This window comes from Micromonospora sp. NPDC051196 (assembly GCF_040682415.1).
Classification (GTDB): domain Bacteria; phylum Actinomycetota; class Actinomycetes; order Mycobacteriales; family Micromonosporaceae; genus Micromonospora.
The window spans coordinates 192,517-207,713 of the sequence record NZ_JBFBAY010000006.1; the positions used below are offsets into that span (position 1 = coordinate 192,517).

Sequence of the window (15,197 nt, forward strand, 5' to 3'; positions counted from 1 at the left end):
CGCTCCGCACGCACCAGGGGCGGTCGCGGTGGACGGTAGCCGGTCGTCGTTCGTCCGTCCGTTTCCGCATCGCGTGTCCAGATGGGGGTTCCACCATGTCCGATCCGTCCACCGGCTCGCGTCCGCTCAACGCGGCGCAGCGGGGCGTCTGGTACGCCCAACGGATCGATCCGGGCAATCCGGTCCACAACATGGCCGGCTACCTGGAAATCCAGGGTCAGCTCGACCCGCACGCGCTGATCGCCGCGGTGTGCGCGCTGGTCCGCGAGGACGAGACGTTGCGGCTGCGCTTCACCGAGGTCGACGGTACGCCGACGCAGCGGGTCGGGCCGGTACCGGATTTCACTCCCCGGTTGGTGGACGTGAGCGCCGAGGCCGATCCACGGGCCGTGGCGCTGCGGCACATGCACGACGACCTGAACCGGCCTCTCGACCTGGAGCACGACCGCCTGTTCCAGCACGAGATCTACCGGCTCGGCCCGCAACACTTCCTGTGGTACCTGCGGGCACACCACCTCATTCAGGACGGCTACAGCGCGACGGTCATCCGCCGGCGGGCCGCCGAGTTGTACACCGGGCTGGTGACGGACCGTGACGGAACCGGAGCACCGCTGGGTTCGTTCACCGCCGTACTCGACGACCAGGCCCGGTATGTCGGCTCCCGGGCACAGCAACGGGACGCCGCCTACTGGCGCAAGCTGATGGCCGACGTGGCGTACACGCCGCCCGCCCCGGCAGGTAGACCCGCCAACCGGGTCACCCGGCAGGTTACCCGGTTGGACGGGCCGGGATTCGACCGTCTGCGCGGGTTCGCGCAGCGGGCCGGCACCACCTGGCAGCAGGCCCTCATCACCGCCGCGGTGCTGCACCGGCGGATGTGGACCGGCGACGACAACGTCCTGCTCGGCCTGCCGCTGCCGGGACGGTTGGACCCCCGGTCGACCGCCACGCCCGGGATGATGGCGAACATCCTGCCGCTCTACTGCCGGGTCGATCCGGCGCAGTCCGCGGAGCAACTGGCGGCCCGGGTCGCTCAGCAGGCCCTGCGGGCCCAGTGGCACCAGCGGTACAACGCCGATGACCTGCGGCGCGACCTGGGTTGGGCCGCTGATCAGGGGCGCCACTTCGGGCCGGTGATCAACTTTGTGGCCGGGGACGAACATGACGACTTCGCGGGTCTGCCGGCCCGGTACCACCTCCTGTCCACCGGCGGAACCATCGAGGACGTGGGGTTGACCGTCACCCACCACCCCGAGGGCGGTCTGCGCATCGACGTCAGTACCGACACCGCGTACACCCAGGTGCTGGACCTCGACGCGTACCAGCGCACCTTCCACCGGATCCTGGCGAACATGACCGGTCGCCCCGGCGTCACGGTCGCCGAGATCGAGGCCCTGGACGCGGCGGAACGCGACCTGGTGCTGCGGGAGTGGAACACGACCGCCGTAGCGGTGGCGGACCGGTCGTTGGCGGATCTGTTCACCGAGCAGGCGGCGGCAAGCCCGCAGGCGCCGGCCCTGGTCTACGGCGGGGTTGTCCTGTCGTACGGGGAACTGGCGGAGCAGTCCGGGCGGCTGGCCAACCACCTGCTGTCGATGGGGGTCGGCCGGGGTGACGTGGTCGGGGTGCTGCTGGAGCGGGGCATCGACTTCGCGGTCGCGGTGATCGCGGTGACGCGCACCGGTGCCGCCTACTCGATTCTGGATCCTGACTTTCCCGACGAGCGGTTGGACGTCGTCGTACGGGAGACGGCCGCCGCGGCGCTGGTGACCTGCGAGGCGTTGGCGTCCCGGGTCGACGCGGCCTGCCCGACGGTGCAAGTGGACACCGATGCCACGACCATCGCCGGTTGCGCCGACCTCTACCCGCAGCCGCAGGTCGACCCGGGCGACGTGGCGTGCGTGATGTTCACGTCCGGATCGACCGGGGCACCGAAGGGGGTGTTGTCGCCGCATCGGGCCCTGGTGGGGACGGTGCGTGGTCAGCGTTACGCGACGTTCGGCCCCGGCGAGGTGTTCCTCCAGTGCTCACCGGTGTCGTGGGACGCGTTCTCGTTGGAGTTCTGGGGCGCGCTGCTGTTCGGCGGCGTGTGCGTCCTGCATCCGGGGCAGCGTCCCGACCCCGCCGTGATCGCCGCGCTGGTGCCGGCGCACGGGGTGTCGATGCTTCAGTTGTCCTCCGGTCTGTTCAACGTCCTGGTCGACGAGTACCCCGAGGTCTTCGCCGGGGTCCGGGTGGCGTTCACGGGAGGTGAGCCCTCGTCCGGTCCGCACGTCGAACGGGTGTCGGCCCGCCATCCGCACCTGCGGGTGGCCAACGCCTACGGGCCGGCGGAGTCGATGGGGTTCACCACGACGTTCGACGTGCCGGCGGGTTTCACCGGTGTGGGTGTCCCGGTGGGCCGGGCGGTGGCGAACAAGCGGGCGTACGTGCTGGACCGGCACCTGCGACCGGTGCCGGTCGGTGTCGCGGGCGAGGTCTACCTGGCCGGCGTGGGTCTGGCCGACGGTTACCTGAATCAGGCGGGTCTGACCGCGCAGCGGTTCGTGGCGGACCCGTTCGGCGGCGACGGGCAGCGCCTGTACCGCACCGGCGACGTGGCCCGCTGGTCGGCCGCCGGACAGTTGGAGTTCGTCGGTCGGATCGACGGCCAGGTGAAGGTGCGCGGCTTCCGGGTGGAACCGGGCGAGGTCGAGGCGGCCCTGCTGGGCCACGCCGACGTCGCGCAGGCCGTGGTGCTGGCGTCGCCGGACGGCAACGGCACGCTACGCCTGGTCGCGTACGTGGTGGCGAGGAACGCCGGGACCGACGGGGCCACGCTGACGGGGTGGCTGCGGCAGCGGCTGCCGGAGCACATGGTGCCCAGTGTCGTGGTGTTGCTGGACCGGATCCCGTTGACCGCCAACGGCAAGGTCGACCGGCGGGCCCTGCCGGAGCCGCAGTTCGGTGCCGGTCCGGCGACCCGCCGGGCCCCCCGCGATGCCCGGGAGGAGATCCTGTGCGGCCTCTACGCCGAGGTCCTCGGGGTCACCGGGGTCGGGGTGGACGACAGCTTCTTCGACCTGGGCGGGCACTCGCTGCTCGCCGCCCGGCTCGCCGCGCGGACGCGGGCCGTACTCGGCGTCGAGTTGAGCATCCGCGACATCTTCCAGTCCCCCACCATCGCCGCCCTCACGGCGAGCCTGCCCGCCACCGGTACGGCCCGGGCCCGACCCGCTCTCGTCGCCGCAGCGCACGGTGATCAGCCGCCGCTGTCGTACGCGCAGCGCCGCCTCTGGCTCATCGACTCGATGGAGGGACCGGGCACCACCTACAACGTGCCGATGGCCTTCCACCTGCACGGGGACCTGGACGTCGCCGCCCTCACCGCAGCGCTCACCGACCTGGTCGACCGGCACCAGGTGCTGCGGACCGTCATCACCGCCGTCGACGGCCAGCCGTACCAGCGAATCCTGGCACCGAAGCCGGTCCATGTGACGCAACGTGCGGTGGCCTCCGACGACCTCGACCGGCAGCTCACCGCAGCCGCCGGGCACGTCTTCGACCTCGCCGCCGAACCGCCGCTGCGGGTCACTCTCTTCGAGCTCGGCGACGAGAAGTACGTGCTGCTGATCCTGCTGCACCACATCGCCACCGACGGGCAGTCGCTGCGCCCACTTCTCGACGACCTGGCCACCGCGTACGCCGCCCGGCGTGCCGGCCGGGCCCCCGACCGGGCGCCGCTGGCCGTGCAGTACGCCGACTACGCGCTCTGGCAACGGGCCGTGCTCGGCGACCGCGACGACCCGGACAGCACGCACCACACCGATCTGCGGTTCTGGCGTCAGGCACTCGCCGGGCTGCCCGAGGAGACCGTCCTGCCACTGGACCGGCCCCGGCCGGCGGTCGCCGACCACTCCGGTGGCGCCGTGCCGGTCCGGATCGACGCCCAGCTGGCCCGCCGGATCCGCGAGGTGGCACGGGAGCAGCGGTGCACCGCCTTCATGGTGCTACAGGCCGCGCTGGCCCTGACGCTGCGCCGCTACGGCTCCGGCACCGACATCGCCATCGGCACCCCGGTCGCCGGTCGCTCCGACGAGGCCCTGGCCCCACTCGTCGGCTTCTTCGTCAACACCGTCGTGTTGCGCACCGACACCTCCGGCAACCCGTCCTTCGCCGACCTGCTGGTGCGGGTACGGGGTGCGGACCTGGACGCCTTCGCCCACCAGGAGCTCCCGTTCGACCTGCTGCTGGAGGACCTCAATCCGGTACGCTCGCTCGCCCGGCACCCGCTGTTCCAGATCTGCCTGGGCTTCGACGACGCCACCGACGCCGAGTTGAGCCTGCCCGGTCTGCGCTGCGAACGCGGCAGCGTCGTCGTCACCGGCGCGGCAAAGTTCGACCTGGAGTTCCTGCTACGCGACGAGGGTGCCGACGGCATCGGCGGCGGCCTGGTCTACCGCACGGCGATCTTCGACGAGGCCACCGTCGAGCGGTTGGTCGCCGCCCTGGAGCGCACGCTGCGGCAGGTGCTCGCCGACCCGTCCCGTCCCGTCGACGAGGTCGACGCCCTCGACCCGGTGGAGCGGTCGGCGGTCGTCCACGACTGGAACACCACCGCAGTCGAGGTCCCCGACGAGTCGCTGGCGGCCCGGTTCACCGCTCAGGTGGCGGCCGACCCGCACGCGGTGGCGCTGCGCTGCGAAGCCGCCGCGCTGACCTACGGCGAACTGGACGCTGCGGCGAACCGGTTGGCGCGGCACCTGAGCGCGGCCGGCGTGCGCCGCGGCGACGTGGTCGGCGTGCTGCTGGAACGGGGCCTGGACTTCGCGGTCGCGGTCGTCGCGGTCGTGAAGACCGGTGCGGCGTACGCGGTGCTGGACCCGGAGTTCCCCGACGAGCGGCTGCACCGGATATTCGCCGAGACCGGCGCCGCCGCCCTGGTCAGCCGCGGGGCGCTGGCCGAGCGGATCACCACCGACGCCGCAGTGGTACGGGTGGACACCGACGCCACGATGATCGCCGCCCAGCCGGCCACCGACCCGGGTGCGCCCGTCGGCCCGGCCGACGCGGCGTGCGTGATGTTCACCTCCGGATCCACCGGTACGCCGAAGGGCATCCTGGCCTCGCATCGCGCCCTGGTCGGCACCCTCGCCGGCCAGAGCTACGCCGGCTTCGGCCCGGACGAGGTGTTCCTCCAATGCTCACCGGTGTCCTGGGACGCGTTCTCGCTGGAGTTCTGGGGAGCCCTGCTCTTCGGCGGTACGTGTGTGCTGCAACCCGGACAGCGCCCCGAACCGGCCCTGATAGCCACGCTCGTCCGCGAGCACCGCATCACGATGCTTCAGCTCTCCTCGGGCCTGTTCAACCTGCTCGTGGACGAGTACCCGCAGGCGTTCGAGGGGGTCCGGTACGCGTTCACCGGCGGCGAGACGTCGTCGGTGGGACACGTGGCCCGGATCCTGGCCCGCTACCCGGACCTGCGGGTCGGCAACGCCTACGGGCCGGCCGAGTCGATGGGCTTCACCACCGTCTACGACGTGCCCGCCGAGATCGGCGACGCGAGCAGCGTGCCGGTGGGCCGGGCGGTGGCGAACAAGCGGGCGTACGTCCTGGACGACCGGCTGCGACCGGCGCCGGTCGGTGTCGTCGGTGAGGTGTACCTGGCGGGGGTCGGCCTCGCGCACGGCTACCTGAACCAGCCCGGCCTGACCGCGCAGCGTTTCGTCCCCGACCCGTTCGGTGGCCCGGGTGACCGCCTCTACCGCACCGGTGACCTGGCCAGGTGGACGGCGCACGGGCAGCTGGAGTTCGCCGGCCGCATCGACGGCCAGGTGAAGGTACGGGGCTTCCGGGTCGAGCCCGGCGAGATCGAGTCGGTGCTGCGCGGCCACGACCGGGTCGCACAGGCCGCCGTGGTCGCCGCAGCCGACCCGACCGGAACCATGCGCCTGATCGCCTACGTCGTCGGCGACGCCGACCCGGCGAGCCTGCGACCGTGGTTGCGGGAGCGGCTGCCCGAGCACATGGTGCCCGCCGCCGTGGTCGCGCTGGACCGGATGCCGTTGACCCCCAACGGCAAACTCGACCGGCGGGCCCTGCCCGAGCCGGAGTTCACCCCCACCGCCGGCACCGGCCGGGCACCGCGCGACGCCCGCGAGGAGATCCTCTGCGGGGTGTACGCGGAGATCCTCGGCGTGCCGGCCGTCAGCATCGACGACAACTTCTTCGACCTCGGCGGCCATTCCCTGCTCGCCGCGAAACTCGCCGCCCGCGTCTGCGGGATCCTCGGCGCCCAACTCACCATCCGCGACATCTTCCAGGCCCCCACCATCGCCGCGCTCGCCGCGCAGCTGCCCTCGGCCGCACCGGCCCGCAGCCGCCCGACGCTGCGCCGACGCACCGAAGCGGGCAGGCCGCTGCCGACCGGCCAGCAGAGCACCTGACCCCTCGACCAGGAATGGAGCGCACCGTGGACCATGCCCCCTTCGACCCGGCCGGCGCGATGCCGGCGCCCGCCCCCGACGACGTCGTCTGGGTACTGCCCGGCGGTGACGGGGACGCCCCGCACCACACGTCGCTGCTGGTGCTGCCGCACTCCGGCGGCAACGCACACGCCTACGCACCCTGGCGGGACCTGCTACCCGACGGTGTACGCCTGCTCGTCGGGCAGTACCCCGGCCGGGGTGCCCGGTTCAGCGAGCCGCTGCCGGAGACGATGGCCGACCTGGTCGGCCCGGTCCTGGCCAGCATACCCGCCGACACCGACGACCTCGTCGTGCTCGGACACAGCATGGGTTCCCTCGTCGCGTACGAGGTCGCCCGCGCCCTGACCGACGCCGGTCGCCCGCCGCGCGCCCTGATCGTCTCCGCCTGCCGGGCCCCGTTCCTGGTCAACCCGAGCCCGGTGCACCCGGAGAAGCTCGACGACGACGCCCTGGTCGCCGCGATCAAGGAGCGGGGCGGCACGGAGAACGGCATCCTCGACGAGCCGGAGTTGCGGGAGCTGGTGCTGCCGTCGATCCGCGCCGACTTCGCCATCGACGACGCCTACCACAGCCCGCCAGCGGCACCGTTGACCTGCCCGGTGGTCGTGTTCGGCGGCAGCACCGACCCGGTGGTGCCGGCCGACGCCCTCGGCCGCTGGGCCGAGATCACCGGAGGGCCCGTCACCACCCACGTGCTGCCCGGCGGCCACTTCTACTTCAACGACCAGCTCGAAGCCTTTCTCACGCTGGTCACCGGTGTCCTCGACGGCCCTGCCGTCCGGCCCGAATTCGCCTGACCCACTCCACCTCGTTCAGGAGGATCTCGATGTCCCTCACCGTCCAAGCGCCCGTAGTCCCCCTCGACGTGCGCCACGAATCGGGCAAGCCGGCCGTCCTCGTCACCCCGTCGTTCGACCGTCTCGACGACGCCGTCGAGTGGCTCACCGCGCAGCGCGCGGCGATCCGCGCCGAACTGCTCCGCAGCGGCAGCCTGATGATCCGTGGCCTGCCCGTCGGGGACACCACCGACTTCGCCCGGGTCCGCGACGTCCTGATGCCGCAACGTACCGGCTACCGGGAGAAGGCCACCCCACGGACCGACTTCGGCCAGGGCGTCTTCTCCTCCACCGACCTGCCCGCCGCCCAGCCGATCCGGCTGCACAACGAGAACAGCTACACCCTCGACTTTCCCGGCACCCTGCTGTTCGGGTGCGTCACCGCGCCCGAGGAGGGCGGCGCGACGACCGTCGGCGACATGCGCGAGGCGCTGCGCCTCATGCCCGCCGAGCTGCGGGACCGCTTCGCCGCGCACGGCTGGCTGCTGGTGCGCAACTACTCCGAGCTGGCCGGCCTGCCCTGGCAGACCAGTTTCGCCAGCGACGACCCGGCCGACGTGCAGGCGTACTGCGACGAGAACGTGATCGGCTACGAGTGGCTCGACGACGGGGAGCTGCGCACCCGGCAGCGCCGCTCGGCGATCATCACGCACCCGGTCACCGGCGAGCGGACCTGGTTCAACCACTACGCCTTCTGGAACCGGTGGACCCTCGACCCCGACGTACGCGACGTGCTGCTGGACACCTACGGCGACGACGGGCTGCCGTTCGACACGTACGTCGGTGACGGCTCGGCACTGACCAGGGAGGAGGTCGAGACCATCGCCGCCGTGTACGAGCAGGTGACCGTCCGTGAGACGTGGCACGTGGGCGACCTGCTGATGGTCGACAACATTCTCAACGCACACGGGCGGGAGGCGTTCTCCGGCGCCCGCAAGATCCTGGTGGCGATGGGCGACCCCGTCTCGCTGGCCGACTGCGCCCCGCAGACCGTCCCGTCCACGACCGTGTCGGACGGGAAGTGAGACGACGATGACCAGTGCACTGATCGATTCCGGTACCCACGTCTGCGACGCCACCTGCGCGGCGGTGACGGCGCGGGACCTGCTCGACCGGCTGGCCGGTGTGCCGGCCGACCGGGTCGCCGTCGTCTGCGGCGACACCAGCCTCACCTTCGGGCAGCTGCGGGAGCGGGCCGGCCTCGTCGCCCGCCGGCTCGCCGCACGCGGCGTCGGTCCCGAAAGCGTCGTCGCCCTCTGCCTACCCCGTGGTGTCGACCTGGTGGCCGCGCTGCTCGGCACACTGACCGCGGGCGCGGCATACCTGCCGGTCGACCCGCAACTGCCCGTCGACCGGCGCCGGTACCTCGTCGACGACGCCCGCGCCGACCTGCTGATCGTCGACGGGGACGTCGAGACACTGAGCGCATCGGCCCCGCAGGTGTCCCTGGCGGCACTGACCACGCCCGACGGCGGCCCGGACACCGGGTACGCGCCCGTGCCGGTCGGCCCGGACACCCTCGCGTACGTCATCTACACCTCCGGCTCCACCGGCCGCCCCAAGGGTGTCGAGATCAGCCGGGGCGCGCTCGCGTCGCTGCTGGCCGAACTGGAGTCCACCGGGGTCGTACGCCCCGGCCCCGGTACGGTCGGCTGGAACGCCTCGCCCTCCTTCGACGCGTCGGTGCAGCAGTGGATACGCATCTGCCGGGGCGACACCGTGGTGGTGCTCGACGAGCAGACCCGTACCGACCCGGCGCTGCTCGGCGCGCTCGTCGAACGGCATCCCCTCACCGACCTGGACATCACCCCATCGCACCTGGAGATGCTGCTGGAGCACCTGGCCGCCTCCCCGCGCGGCGCCGAGGGCCGACCGCTGACCCTGATCGTCGGTGGCGAACCGATCAGCCCGACCCTGTGGGGCCGGCTCGCCGAGTTGGTCGACGCCGGGATCCTGCGCGCGGTCAACGCGTACGGGCCGACCGAGTGCACCGTCGACGCCACCGTCGGCCAGATCACCTCGGACCGGGCCCCGCACATCGGCACCGTCCTGCCCGGCCTGCGGCTGCGGGTCCTCGACGACGCCCTGACCCCGGTCGCCTCCGGCGAGGTCGGTGAGCTCTACCTGGCCGGGTCGCGGGTCGGTCGCGGCTACCGCCGCCGTCCCGGTCTGACCGCCGAGCGGTTCGTCGCCGACCTCGACTCCGATGACGGCACCCGGATGTACCGCACCGGGGACCGCTGCCGGCAGCTGCCCGACGGCCGGCTGGAGTTCCTCGGCCGGGTCGACAGCCAGGTGAAGGTACGCGGTCACCGGATGGAGCTGGGCGAGATCGAGTCGGTGCTCGGCGCCCACCCGGCGGTGGCCGAGACGGCCGTGCTGGTCCGCGAGGAGGACGGGCAGCTGCTCGTCGCCTACTACCGGCAGTCCGCGCCGGTGGACGCGGCGGCGCTGCGGGAGTGGACGGCGCGCAGCCTGCCCGGGTACATGGTGCCGGGCGCATTCGTCGGCGTCGAGCGCTTCCCGAGGACCAACAGCGGCAAGCTCGATCGGGCGGCCCTGCCCGCACCCACGCTCGCCCCCGCACCGCAGGTGCCGTCCGGTGTCTCCCCGACCGGCCCGGTCGAGGAGCTCATCGCCCGGGTCTGGTCCCAGGTGCTGCGACAGCCGTCGATCAGCGCCGAGGACAACTTCTTCAAGCTCGGCGGCCACTCGCTGCTGGCGATCAAGCTGGTCTCCCGGGTCCGCGCGGAACTCGGCCTGAGTCTGCCCATCCGCGCCGTCTACGAGAACCCGCGACTGCGGGACCTGGCTCGGGCCATCGAAGCCCGGCTGGAGCCGTCGGCCTCGGCCTGACCGGCACGTACCACCGGCGTGCGAGCTGTACCGGCCTGCTCGGACAGCTCGCACGCCGATCCCTATCCGGACACTGACTTTCGTGAGTACCACGGCTGCGCGGCGGTAGTCGGGTCGTGGCCGAGCAGGAGGAGTTCCCCGTGATTCCGATGTCGTACGCGCAACGCCGGTTGTGGTTCCTCAACCGGTTGGAAGGCCCGTCGTCGACCTACAACGCGCCGGTGGTGCTGGCCCTGACCGGGGTGCCCGACCCCGAGGTGCTGGCGGCGGCGCTCACCGATGTGGTCGACCGGCACGAGGTTCTGCGTACCGTGTTCGCGATGGTCGGCGGCGAGCCGGTGCAGCGGGTCGTCACCGGGACCGCCGTCACGGTTCCGGTCCGGCATTGTGCGCCGGACGAGGTCGAGGCCCAGGTGCGGCGCTTCTGCGCCGGCACCTTCGACCTGGCCGAGGAGCCCCCGCTGCGGGCCCGGCTGTTCGTCGGCGGACCCGACGAGTCGGTGCTGGTGCTGCTGCTGCACCACATCGCCACGGACGGGGCGTCCATCGCCCCGTTGCTGCGCGACCTGTCCGAGGCGTACCAGGCCCGTCTGGCCGGCACCGCGCCGGGCTGGGAGCCGCTGCCCGTACAGTACGCCGACTACACGCTCTGGCAGCGGGAACTGCTCGGGCAGGCGGACGACCCGGACAGCGAACTGGCCACGTCACTGGCCTGGTGGCGGGAGAACCTGGCCGGTTCGCCGCCGGTGCTGCCGCTACCGTTCGACCGGTCCCGCACGGGGGACGCCTCCGGGCGCGGCGGCACCGTCACCGGCCTGCTCGACGCGGACACCCACCGCCGCCTGGTCGAGCTCTCCCGCGCCCAGCGAGCCAGCACGTTCATGACCCTGCAAGCCGCCCTGGCCGCCGCCCTTTCCCGCATAGGCGCCGGTACCGACGTGCCGATCGGCGCTCCGGTCGCCGGCCGCTCCGACGAGGCTCTGCACGATCTCGTCGGCTTCTTCGCCAACACGGTGGTGCTGCGTACCGACGTCTCCGGCGACCCGGGCTTCGTCGATCTCCTGGCCCGCGTACGCGACGCGGACCTGGCCGTGTACGCCCACGAGGAGGTGCCGTTCGACCTGGTGGTGGAGCACCTCAACCCGGCCCGGACACCGGGAGCCCACCCGTTGTTCCAGGTGATGCTGACCGTCGGTTCGCACACCCCGACCGAACTGCGCCTCGGCGACCTGCCCGCCGAGACCCGTCCGGTCGACCTCGACGTGGCCAAGTTCGACCTGACCGTCTACTGCACCGAGATGCGCGACACCGACGGCACGCCGACCGGCGTGCAGGTGGAGTTCCAGTACCCGGTGGACCTGTTCGACCGGGCCACGGTGGAGTCGATGCTCGGCGTGTACCTGCGGCTGTTGCGGGCCGTCGCGGTCGCCCCGACCACCACGGTCGGTGCCCTCGACGTGGTCACCGACACCGAGAGCGCCGGGTTCGCCGAGCGGATCTCCCGCGTCAGCGCACCACACGTACGCAGGCCGGAGCTACCGGACGACGGGCCGGTGAGCCTGCGGGAGGAGATCCTCTGCGGCCTGTTCGCCGCCGCACTGGGCGTGGACCGCATCGGCCGAAACGACAGCTTCTTCCGCCGTGGCGGACACTCGCTGCTCGCCATCAAACTGGTCAACCGGGTCCGGGCGGTGCTGGGTGTGGAGGTCGGGCTGCGGGACTTCTTCCTGGACCCCACCGTGGCCGGCCTGGACCGCCGGATCGGGGCGCTGGCCGGAAGCGGAGCACGCCCGCCGCTGACCCCTACGGTACGGCCGGACCTGCTGCCGCTGTCGTACGCACAACGCCGGCTGTGGTTCCTCGACGAGATGGGCGGGGCAAGCCGGATGTACAACATCCCGGTGGTGCTGCGCCTGCACCGGCCGCTGCAACCGTCGGCACTGACCGAGGCGGTCCGTGACGTGACGGACCGACACGAGGTGCTGCGCACCGTCTACGCGGTCATCGACGGTGAGCCGTGCCAGGTCGTGCTGGACCGGGCCCAGCCCGAGGTGACCGTGCTGGACGTGCCGGTCGCCGACCTGCCCGGGGTGATCGACGCGGTGACCGGGCACGTCTTCGACCTCGGCACCCAGATCCCGTTCCGGGTCTGGTTGCTGCGCCTTTCCGACGGCGGTCAGCTGCTGGTGGTACTGGTGCACCACATCGCCGGTGACGGCTGGTCGACCGGGCCGTTGCTGCGGGATCTCGCCGTCGCCTACGAGGCACGGCTGGCCGGTACCGCACCGGACTTCGAGCCGCTGCCCGTGCAGTACGCCGACTACACGCTCTGGCAACGCGACCTGCTCGGCGGCGCCGGGGACCCGGACAGCGCGCTGGCCCGGCAGCTCGACTTCTGGCGGACCACGCTCGCCGGTGCACCGCAGGTCCTCGACCTGCCCACCGACCGGCCCCGACCCGCCCAGGCCAGCCACCGCGGTGACGTGGTGCCCTTCGGAATGGACGCGGAACTGCACCGGGCGGTGCTGCGAACGGCGCGCGAGAGCGGTACGACGGTGTTCATGGTGTTGCAGGCCGCGCTGGCCGCGCTGCTGTCCCGGATGGGCTCCGGCACCGACATCCCCATCGGTACGGTCGTCGCCGGACGCAACGACGAAGCCCTCGACAACCTCGTCGGCTTCTTCGTCAACACCCTCGTCCTCCGCACCGACCTCACCGGCAACCCCACCTTCACCGAACTACTCACCCGCGTCCGCGACACCGACCTCGCCGCCTACGACAACCAAGACCTCCCCTTCGAACGCCTCGTCGAAGAACTCAACCCCACCCGCAGCACCGCACACCACCCCCTGTTCCAGGTCACCCTGGTCCTGCAGAACACCGGTACCGCACAGAACGGCACGGCCGGCCCGAGCGCCCTGGCCGGCACCGAGGTCCCGTTCGCCACCGGCACCGCGAAGTTCGACCTGACCCTGGCGGTACGGGAGGACCTCGACGGGGGTGTGCCCAACGGCCTCAAGGGTGTGCTGGAGTATGCCGCCGACCTGTTCGACCCGGCCACGGCCGCGCTGCTGGCCGAGCGGTTCGCCCAACTGCTGCGCGCGGTGACCGCCGACCCCGGCACCCGGATCGATGACCTCGACATCCTCACCCCCGCCGAGCACCGGCGCTACGACTTCACGGCCGACCACGGCTGCCGATCCGAGCCGGCCGGGCTCGCCGAACTGGTCGCGGCGCACGCCGCAGCCACTCCCCAGGCCGTCGCGGTGGTGTCCGGGGCCGACCGGATCCGGTACGCCGAACTGGACGCCGACGCCGACCGGCTGGCCGCGCACCTGGCCGCGCTCGGCGTTCGTCGGGGTGACACCGTCGGTGTGCTCCTGGAGGCCGGTCCGACGCTGGCGGTGGCCGTCCTCGCCGCGCTGCGGGCCGGGGCGGCGTACCTGCCGCTCGACCCGGCAGCAACCGACGACCGGCTGGCCGCCCACGCCGGTACCGTCGGGCTCGCCGCCGTGCTCACCACGTCGCAGCGGGCCACCCGGTTGGCCGGGCTGCGCGTCGCCCGTACGGTGCTGACCGACGTGGACGGTTGGCGCGAGCGACCGGCCGTCGCCGCGCCCGGACCGCGTGATCCCGGCGACGGTGCCGTCGTGCTGGTCACCGACGGGCCGGACGGGCCGCGTGCGGTGCGGTACCCGCATCGGGCGCTGGTCGGCGCGGCGCAGCGGGCCGACCTCGACACCGATCCCGCTCAGGTGTGGCTGGGGTGGGCCGCTCCCGCCGGTGGCGAGTTCCTGATGCCGCTGTGGTCGGCGTTGAGCACCGGCGCGACCTGTGTGCTGCCGGCACCGGCCCTGCCGTCGGCCGCCCGGCTGGCGGAACTGGTCGCCGGGCAGGGCGTCACCAGCCTCGCGGTGACCGCGGAGCTGTTCGCGCTGCTCGTCGAGGAACACCCGCAGGTGCTGACCCGGCTGCGGCAACTCCTGGTCACCTCCGGCCGTGCGACGGCAGCCCACCTGGCCCTGGTCCGCGATCGTTTCCCGGCGCTGCGGCTGGTGCACGGATTCGGCGGCGTCGAGGCCGGATGGTGGGCGCTGGGCCGGCTGGTCGACGCGCCGCCGACCGGGCCGGACGTGCCGGTGGCCCAGGACGGGCTGCGCTGCCATGTCCTCGACGATCGGCTGCGGCCGGTGCCCGCCGGTGTCCGGGGCGAGCTGTACCTGTGCGGTCCCGGACTCGCCGACGGCTACCCGGGCAGGGTTGGTGCCACCGCCGCACGGTTCGTCGCCGATGCCGGTGGTGGTCGGATGTTCGCCACCGGCACCTCGGCGAGTTGGTCCGCCGACGGTGGTCTGCGGGTGCACGGACCGGTCGTCGCGCCGACCTGCAACGGGGTACCGGTCGACCCGCAGCGGGTGAGCGCAGCGCTGATCAGCCATCCGTCGGTGCGTTGGGCCGCGGTGTCCGTCCTGGCCGACCCCGTGGCCGGGGAGCAGTTGGCGGCCTACGTGGTGCCGAGGACGCCGGCGTCGTCGGTCGACGTCGCCCAGGTGCGGCGGCACGTCGCGCAGCTCCTGCCGGATCAGCTGGTGCCGGCACGGGTCGTGGTGCTGGCGGCGGTACCGCTGACCCCGGACGGCCGGCTCGACCATTCGGCGCTGCCCGGACCGCAGGACACCGGTGCCGGGCGGGCCGACCGGGATCCGCGTGAGCAGGTGCTGCGGGACATCTTCTCGGAGCTGCTCGGCGGGCGCCCGGTCGGTCCCGACGACAACTTCTTCCGCATCGGCGGGCACTCGCTGCTGGCGGTACGCCTGGTCAACCGGATCCGATCGACGTTGTCGGTCGAGGTGACGATCCGGGACGTGTTCCAGGCACCGACCGTGTCGGCGCTGGTGGAGCGGCTGACGGCCACCGTGACGCCGGCCCGGCCTACCCTGCGCCGTCGGGCCGGCGTGCGCTGACACCTGCCCGCAGGCGGGAGCATCCTGCCGCGCCGACTGCCGCTACCCCGGTGGTGTGCTGACTAGCCTGATGT

General features: G+C 72.5%; 5 protein-coding genes. All 5 read left to right on the forward strand.

The genetic code is table 11. The features are described from left to right. The first annotated feature begins 95 nt into the window (after positions 1-95). The 5 genes from AB0M35_RS14935 (at position 96) to AB0M35_RS14955 (ending at position 15,123) form a co-directional block, all read left to right on the forward strand. Positions 96-6,425 (forward strand): amino acid adenylation domain-containing protein, encoded by a 6,330-nt coding sequence (locus AB0M35_RS14935; protein ID WP_363745507.1) that lies wholly within the window; start codon positions 96-98, stop codon positions 6,423-6,425. Positions 6,426-6,451: 26 nt separating this feature from the next. Then, on the forward strand, positions 6,452-7,264 hold the full coding sequence (locus AB0M35_RS14940; protein WP_363745509.1) for an alpha/beta fold hydrolase: 813 nt from the start codon (positions 6,452-6,454) through the stop codon (positions 7,262-7,264). Positions 7,265-7,293: 29 nt separating this feature from the next. Next, complete coding sequence (locus AB0M35_RS14945; RefSeq protein WP_363745511.1) at positions 7,294-8,328, forward strand: TauD/TfdA family dioxygenase; 1,035 nt, start codon at positions 7,294-7,296, stop codon at positions 8,326-8,328. A gap of 7 nt (positions 8,329-8,335) precedes the next feature. Next, positions 8,336-10,159 carry a non-ribosomal peptide synthetase gene (locus AB0M35_RS14950; protein ID WP_363745513.1) on the forward strand — a complete coding sequence of 608 codons (1,824 nt, stop codon included), beginning with the start codon at positions 8,336-8,338 and terminating at the stop codon, positions 10,157-10,159. Between the two features lie 149 nt (positions 10,160-10,308). Then, complete coding sequence (locus AB0M35_RS14955) at positions 10,309-15,123, forward strand: condensation domain-containing protein (protein WP_363745713.1); 4,815 nt, start codon at positions 10,309-10,311, stop codon at positions 15,121-15,123. The last annotated feature ends 74 nt before the right edge of the window (positions 15,124-15,197 follow it).

Coding starts and splice junctions, on each gene's coding strand:
- AB0M35_RS14935 (WP_363745507.1), top strand. CDS start 96: ATGTCCGATCCGTCCACCGGCTCGCGTCCGCTCAACGCGGCGCAGCGG.
- AB0M35_RS14945 (WP_363745511.1), top strand. CDS start 7,294: ATGTCCCTCACCGTCCAAGCGCCCGTAGTCCCCCTCGACGTGCGCCAC.
- AB0M35_RS14950 (WP_363745513.1), top strand. CDS start 8,336: ATGACCAGTGCACTGATCGATTCCGGTACCCACGTCTGCGACGCCACC.
- AB0M35_RS14955 (WP_363745713.1), top strand. CDS start 10,309: ATGTCGTACGCGCAACGCCGGTTGTGGTTCCTCAACCGGTTGGAAGGC.